At 30.3% G+C, this 7,303-nt stretch carries 8 protein-coding genes; all 8 read left to right on the forward strand.

What is annotated here, in order from left to right; all coding sequences use genetic code 11:
* Positions 1-307, forward strand: a 307-nt coding sequence (locus tag ACO409_RS09740; RefSeq protein WP_485556798.1) for an RNA-guided endonuclease InsQ/TnpB family protein, incomplete at its 5' end; no start/stop codon positions are given.
* A gap of 145 nt (positions 308-452) precedes the next feature.
* Positions 453-977, forward strand: a complete 525-nt coding sequence (locus ACO409_RS09745; protein ID WP_485556800.1) for a hypothetical protein — start codon at positions 453-455, stop codon at positions 975-977.
* Between the two features lie 16 nt (positions 978-993).
* Entirely contained in the window at positions 994-2,178 is a 1,185-nt protein-coding gene (alr, locus tag ACO409_RS09750) for an alanine racemase (RefSeq protein WP_485556802.1), read from the forward strand.
* A 162-nt stretch (positions 2,179-2,340) separates the two neighbouring features.
* Positions 2,341-3,570 (forward strand): peptidase T, encoded by a 1,230-nt coding sequence (gene pepT, locus ACO409_RS09755; RefSeq protein ID WP_485556804.1) that lies wholly within the window; start codon positions 2,341-2,343, stop codon positions 3,568-3,570.
* Positions 3,571-3,822: 252 nt separating this feature from the next.
* Positions 3,823-4,320, forward strand: a complete 498-nt coding sequence (locus ACO409_RS09760; protein WP_485556806.1) for a tetratricopeptide repeat protein — start codon at positions 3,823-3,825, stop codon at positions 4,318-4,320.
* 193 nt (positions 4,321-4,513) lie between these two features.
* Positions 4,514-5,989, forward strand: a complete 1,476-nt coding sequence (gene guaB / locus ACO409_RS09765) for an IMP dehydrogenase (RefSeq protein ID WP_485556808.1) — start codon at positions 4,514-4,516, stop codon at positions 5,987-5,989.
* Positions 5,990-6,085: 96 nt separating this feature from the next.
* Positions 6,086-6,673 carry a viral A-type inclusion protein gene (locus tag ACO409_RS09770; protein ID WP_485556810.1) on the forward strand — a complete coding sequence of 196 codons (588 nt, stop codon included), beginning with the start codon at positions 6,086-6,088 and terminating at the stop codon, positions 6,671-6,673.
* Between the two features lie 282 nt (positions 6,674-6,955).
* Positions 6,956-7,303, forward strand: a 348-nt coding sequence (gene rpsB, locus ACO409_RS09775) for a 30S ribosomal protein S2 (RefSeq protein ID WP_485556812.1), incomplete at its 3' end; no start/stop codon positions are given.

Raw genomic sequence — 7,303 nt, forward strand, 5'->3', positions numbered from 1 at the left:
TGTTGAGAATTTGAATATGAAAGGGATGAGTCAGGCATTAAATTTTGGGAAAAGTATAGGAGATAATGGGTGGGGAATATTTTTGAGAATGCTTGAGTATAAGTTGATGTTTTTAGGGAAACAATTTTTGAAGATAGATAAGTGGTTTCCATCGTCGAAAACTTGCAGTAAATGTGGAAATATTAAAGAGGAGCTGAAATTATCAGAAAGAAGCTATAAATGTGAGTGCTGTGGAATTGAGATTGATAGAGATTATAATGCGGCACTGAATATAAAAAACATTGGAAAAGAGATTTTGAAATATTAGGAAATAAAAAGACAGGGTAGGAACTACCCGAAGAGCTTGGTAAATATATTTGGCTAGCAAAAGCAGATACTTCCCAAGAAGCTCCCGCTTCTAAAAGCGGGAGTAGTTCACATTATTTTATAAAAAAGCTGGAAAGGAGCTTGTTATGGAAATTACTGATGGAAAAAAAATTGAACTGAATGGATTGATTCACAGGGGAGTGGGTAAAATTCTGATACTAATGGCAGTATTGTCAGTTGTGTATGGAGTAGTATTTTCAATTATAGAAAAGACTTATCATATGCAGGTTGTTGCGGCATTTTTACCAGTTGCTGCCATTGTTGTCTGGATTTTGTTTATTTTTTTGAGAATCGACAGGCTAAAACTGGAAAAGGGAGAACTTTCACTAAATAAGAAAAATTTAGATAAAAAAAATGTTTCAGGATATATGGATAAATATGTTGGAACACCAAGAATACATTTTACAGTAGATGGACAGGAAATTTTATTTGAACCTTATGTAAACCGATACAGCAGAAGTGATACATCCAATAAAATCACAGCAATAGGATTTTTCCTAAAAGAAAAAGGAATTCCTGAAATAGAATACCAAAAACTTTATCGTAAAATTTTACTTTTAAGATTAGTTATAATTTTAGGAATTGTTGCTCCAGTAATTTTTACAGTTTAGAGGAAATAAAAATACAATGTTGGTAAATCTGGAAATAAATAAATCAAATTTAGAAAAAAATCTAAAAATAGCCCGTTCCATTAATAAAAATCTTATTTGTGTAATCAAAGACAATGCTTATGGGCTTGGAATTGAAAATGTGCTGCCGATACTTCTGGAAAATAAATGTGATTACTTTGCAGTAGCATATATTGAAGAAGTGTTAAAAATTCAAAAAGTGCTGGAAAATTTAAAATTAAAGAATCAAAATTATAAAATAAAAGTAATGGCTCTTAATTATGTAAAACCTGAAAATGTGGAATATGCAATAAAGAATAACATTGAATTAACAGTTTTTAATTTTTCCCAGTTGCTTGATTATCTAAAAATTTTGAATAAATCTTTTGAAAATACTACGTTAAAAATCCATATAAAAGTAAATATTGGAATGAATCGGCTCGGATTTGATGAAAATGAGATTTTGGAATTAATTAAAATAATAAAAAAATATGAAATAAATCCTTTAAATAATGAATCAAAAAATAAAGTTCTAAAAAATAAAATAGAGATAATCTCGATATTTTCGCATATTTCCGATGCTGAAAATCAAGCTGAAACAGAAAAGCAAGTTGAAAAATATGAAAGAATTTTAAAAATATTTTCACAAAACGGCATAAAGTACAAATATAGGCATCTTCAAGCAAGCCCGCTTCTTTTCAAATATGGCAAAAAATATAATTATGATTTTGCAAGAATTGGAATGGTACTTTATGGAATGGAGCCGTTGTCAACTGATGTGGGCCTTTTGGATGTAATAACAGTAAAGTCAAAAATTATAAATATTAGAAATATCAAGAAAAATGATAAAATTTCCTATGGAAGCAAAGGAATTATAAAACAGGATTCTAAAATAGGAATTGTCGCAATAGGCTATGCCCACGGACTTCAAAAGCAGATTGAAAATTCAAGGGAAGCATACGTTTTAGTAAATGGTCAAAAAGCCAAGATTATTGGAGAAATTTGTATGGATATGATTTTTGTTGACTTGACTAATATAGAAAATGTAAAAATGAATGATGAAGTTGTGATTATTGGAAGTCAAAAAAATGCTGAAAATGAAATTGTTGAGAAGATAACGTTGAGGCAGGTAGCAAGATGGGCGGAAACAATACAGGATGATGTTTTAACAAAATTTGGAGGAATAAAAAAAACAGTAGATTGATTTGGAATTAAATCTTTTTACTGTTTTTATTTTTTTTTAGTAATACCTTAAAATTGTCAAATGAAATTTTCCTATTTTTTGAATGAAGCAAATGTGATATAATGGAAATATAAAGAGAAAATTGAAGAAGAAAAACTTTAAAAGGAAAAGAGGAATGAGAAAATGTACGATACATTAAAAGATAGATTTTTGAGATATGTGAAATTTGAGACTAGATCGGATGAGAAGAGCAAGACTATTCCGTCTACACCGACACAACTTGAGTTTGCGAAGATTCTTGCGAAGGAATTGGAAGAGATTGGGATGGAAAATGTGTATGTTAATGATGCTTGCTTTGTGAATGCGACATTGCCTGGGAATGTTGATAAAGAGGTGCCTGTAATTGGATTTATTGCACATATGGATACTGCTGATTTTAATGCGACTAATATTAATCCACAAATTGTGGAAAACTATGATGGAAAAGATATTGTGCTGAATGAGTTGAAAGATATTGTTTTGTCAGTTGAAGAGTTTCCTAATTTGAAAAATTATGTGGGAAAAACTGTAATTACTACTGATGGGACAACTCTTTTGGGAGCTGACGATAAGGCTGGAATTGTGGAAATTGTTGAAGCGATGAAATATTTGATTGAGCATCCAGAAATTAAGCATGGGACTGTAAAAGTGGCATTTGGGCCTGATGAGGAAATTGGTCGTGGTGCAGATAATTTTAATGTGGAAGAATTTGGTGCTGATTTTGCGTATACGATGGATGGAGGACCTGTTGGAGAGCTTGAATATGAGAGTTTTAATGCAGCTGGAGCGGTTTTCAAGGTAAAAGGTAAGAGCGTACATCCTGGAACAGCAAAGGGAAAATTGATAAATGCAAGTTTGATTGCGGCAGAGGTTGTGAATAGTTTTCCAGCTGATGAAGTGCCTGAAAAAACAGAAGGATATGAAGGTTTTTATTTTCTTGATAAAATTAATGCGAATTGTGAAGAAGCAGAATTGTCGTATATTTTGAGAGATCACGATAGAGAAAAATTTGAAGCGAAGAAAAAATTTGCAGCAAATGTTGCGAAAAAAATTAATGAAAAATATGGAAAAGAATTGGTAAGTGTTGAGATAAAAGACCAATATTACAATATGGGAGAGATAATAAAAGACCATATGAATGTAGTGGAAATTGCTAAAAAAGCAATGGAAAATTTGGGAATAAAACCAGTAATTGAGCCAATTCGTGGTGGAACAGACGGTTCTAAAATTTCATTTATGGGACTTCCTACACCAAATATTTTTGCAGGTGGAGAAAATTTTCATGGAAAATATGAGTTTGTTGCACTTGAAAGTATGATTTTGGCAACTGATGTGATTGTGGAAATTGTGAAGTTGAATGGGGAAGGGAAATAATGAATGAGGAAAGCGCTAGTAAAAACATATATATATGAATTAATTTTTTTGTGTATTTATTTAATAGTTATGAATAAACTTTTGGAAATTTTTGAAGAAAAATTTATTTTAGGAGTTTTTATAATTTTAATAATAAATATTGTGGTGTTTTTTTATTTGATAATTTATTTGATAATTTTATTGAGATCGCAATATTATGTGTATAAATTGAATCTTTCAAAAAGTATTGTGATGGAGAAAAAATTATATAAGATGAAAAAAATTAATATTATGAAAGATATTCACAGAATTAATTTGTCAGCTTATTATAGGTTATTAAATAAAGAGGAAGAAGCATTGAGATATTTGAATGAAGTGAGAATAAGCAGGTTTACATTGCCAATAGTGAGATATTGTTATTATATGAATTTAGCAGAATATAAATATTACAATGAAAAAAAAGAAGAAGCTAGAAAAATATTTGATGAGAATATTAAGAAAGAATCTAACAAAAACTTATTAGAAATTTTTTTAGATTATGAAGATAATCCTAAACAAAAGGTTGTTGAACTTGAAAAAATATTACCAAAACAGAGAAATAGGTTGTATAAAATGCAAGTGGAGAATGCTTTGGCAATAACATACGAAGAAATTGGAGATTTTGAAAAAGCAATGGAATTTTATAAGAAAGTGGCTGAAAAAGAGAGTGAAATTTATTTTGTTAAAATTGCTAAAGAAAAGGTTTTGGAATTATCTTCAAAAGGATATTAAAGTTTTAAATTATTTTCTTGAATATAGATGATTTAAGAAGAAAATTTTGAAAAAGTGTTGAAATTGTAGCATATTTTGTGTTAAAATATTATAATTAAAAAAGTAATGTAAAAATATGGTTTAGTTAGGGAAATTTTGGAAAAAAGCAAAAAAATAAACAAAATTTAAAAACAAAACAAGGAGGATGTTTAAAATGAGTCAAAAAGATAAAATTGTAATTTCCGAAGGATTGACTTTTGATGATGTGTTGCTGATTCCGCAAGCATCGAATGTTGTGCCGCATGAAGTTTCGTTAAAAACTAATTTAACTAAGAATTTGGTGTTGAATATTCCGATTTTGAGTGCTGCGATGGATACGGTTACAGAATCTAAACTTGCGATTGCACTTGCGAGAGAAGGTGGGATTGGTTTTATTCATAAGAATATGACGATTGAAAGACAGGCTGAAGAAGTATCAAGAGTAAAAAGATATGAAAGTGGAATGATTACAAATCCTATTACGTTAAAGGAAACTGCAATTTTAAAGGATGCTCATGATCTGATGAGAAAGTATAAGGTTTCTGGATTGCCAGTAGTTGATGATGAAGGAAACTTGAAAGGGATTATTACTAACCGTGACTTAAAATATAGAGAAGATTTATCTGTAAAAGTTGTAGATATTATGACAAAGGAAAATTTGGTGACAGCACCTGTTGGAACAACTTTGGAAGGTGCAAAATCTATTTTGCTGGAAAATAGAATTGAAAAATTGCCAATTGTTGAAGGAACTAAATTAAAAGGTCTGATTACAATTAAAGATATTGACAATGTTATTAACTATCCTAATGCTGCAAAAGATAAAGAAGGAAGACTTAGAGTTGGAGCAGGAGTTGGAATTGGGAATGATACTGTGAGAAGGGTTGCAGCTTTAGTAGAAGCAGGAGTTGATATTATTGCTGTTGATTCAGCTCATGGACATTCAATTGGAGTTATTAATAAAATAAAGGAAATTAGGGCAGCGTTTCCTGATTTAGATATTATTGGTGGAAATATTGTAACTCCAGAAGCTGCACTTGACTTGATTGAAGCTGGGGTAAATGCAGTAAAAGTTGGAGTTGGGCCTGGATCTATTTGTACAACAAGAGTTATATCAGGAGTTGGAGTGCCACAAATAACAGCTGTTATGAATATTGCAGAAGTTTGTAAGGATAAAGGAATTGGAGTTATTGCTGATGGTGGAATTAAATTGTCTGGAGATGTTGTAAAAGCAATTGCAGCTGGAGCGGACTGCGTAATGTTAGGAGGGATGCTTGCAGGAACTGATGAAGCACCTGGAGAAGAAATCCTTTATAACGGTAGAAAATTTAAGACTTATGCTGGAATGGGATCACTTGCGGCAATGAAGAGAGGAAGCAGCGACAGATATTTTCAGCTTGAAGCGGCAACTGAAAAATTAGTTCCAGAAGGAATCGAATCAATGGTTCCACATAAAGGAGCATTAAAAGACACAGTTTACCAAATCTGCGGTGGACTTCGTTCTGGAATGGGATACTGCGGAACACCTACAATTAAAGAATTGAAAGAAAATGGAAAATTTGTAAAAATAACAGGAGCTGGACTTAAGGAAAGCCATCCTCACGATGTTATAATTACAAAAGAAGCACCTAATTATAACAATTCAAATAATTAATAATTTTTAATAAAAAATAGATTATAAACAAGGGGTTAGTGCCCCTTGTCAAAAAATAATAGAAGATATGTTTAAAAGTAAAGGAAAAATAAGAAGATGAAAAAAGTAAAAAAATTAGCACTTTTATCTATATTGGTGTTGGGAATAAGTGGGTTATCTTATTCTTATGAGGATTATTATCAGAAGATTTATACGGTAAAAATTTCTAAAGATGACTTGTTTAAAGTTGTAAATGCTACTAAAGATCAGCAGAAAAAATTGTCAAAAATATTTGGTGAATATCAAAAAAAGGCTGAAGGAGTAGAAGATGATTTAGTTCAATTTGACAAAAAAAAGGCTAAAATTGGGAAAATCGAACAAGATAGATACAGAGCAATCGCAAAAATTTTGTCTAATGAGCAGCTGGAAGCCTACAATTCGTATATAAATTCGCAAAAGGAATTATTTAATGAAAAAAATGATAAAGTCAAAAATTTTATTGACAGTCTTGATTTAACTAATGTTCAAAAATCACGTATTTTAAAATATGAAAGAGATTTTAAGCGTGAAGTTGGCAAATTAAGGGATCAAAGATTGACAGAGAATGAATTTGTGGCAAAGTATAATGAATTAAGACAGGAAAGAAATGAAAAAATGAGAACTGTATTGTTAGATGAGCAAGTGAAATTGATAGAAAATTTTTAAGGTATTGACAAAAGTGATAAAAAAATGTTAGAATAGAATGATTATTAAATATAAATCACACTTTGTATTATTTAGAGATAGGGTGTTGTAATATTAAACTATAAAATTTGTTATCTTAGGCGATTGTAAAAGTAATAAAAATTGATAACAGTAGTATTCAAAGGAATCAAAATTCATTGTCAAGGTAAAAAATTAGTTTTGAAAATAATAGATTAAAAAATTACAATCTGTCTTTTGAAGAGAAGTGGGAGAAAAACCAAAAAAATTAGGAGGAAAAACGTAATGGCAGTTATTACAATGAAACAATTATTAGAAGTGGGAGCACATTTTGGACATCAGGCAAAAAGATGGAATCCTAAAATGAAACCATATATTTTTACAGAAAGAAACGGAATCCATATTTTGGATTTACACCAAACTTTAGGAGCAACTGAAAAAGCTTATGAATTTGTTAGACAAATTTCTGAAGAAGGTGGAAAAGTATTATTTGTTGGAACTAAAAAACAAGCTCAAGAAGCTATTAAAGAAGAAGCACAAAGAGCTGGAGGATTTTATGTAAACCACAGATGGCTAGGTGGATTATTAACTAACTTGGAAACTATCAAAAAAAGAGTAAAAAGATTAAAAGAA

It is taken from the genome of Leptotrichia sp. (assembly GCF_057270615.1).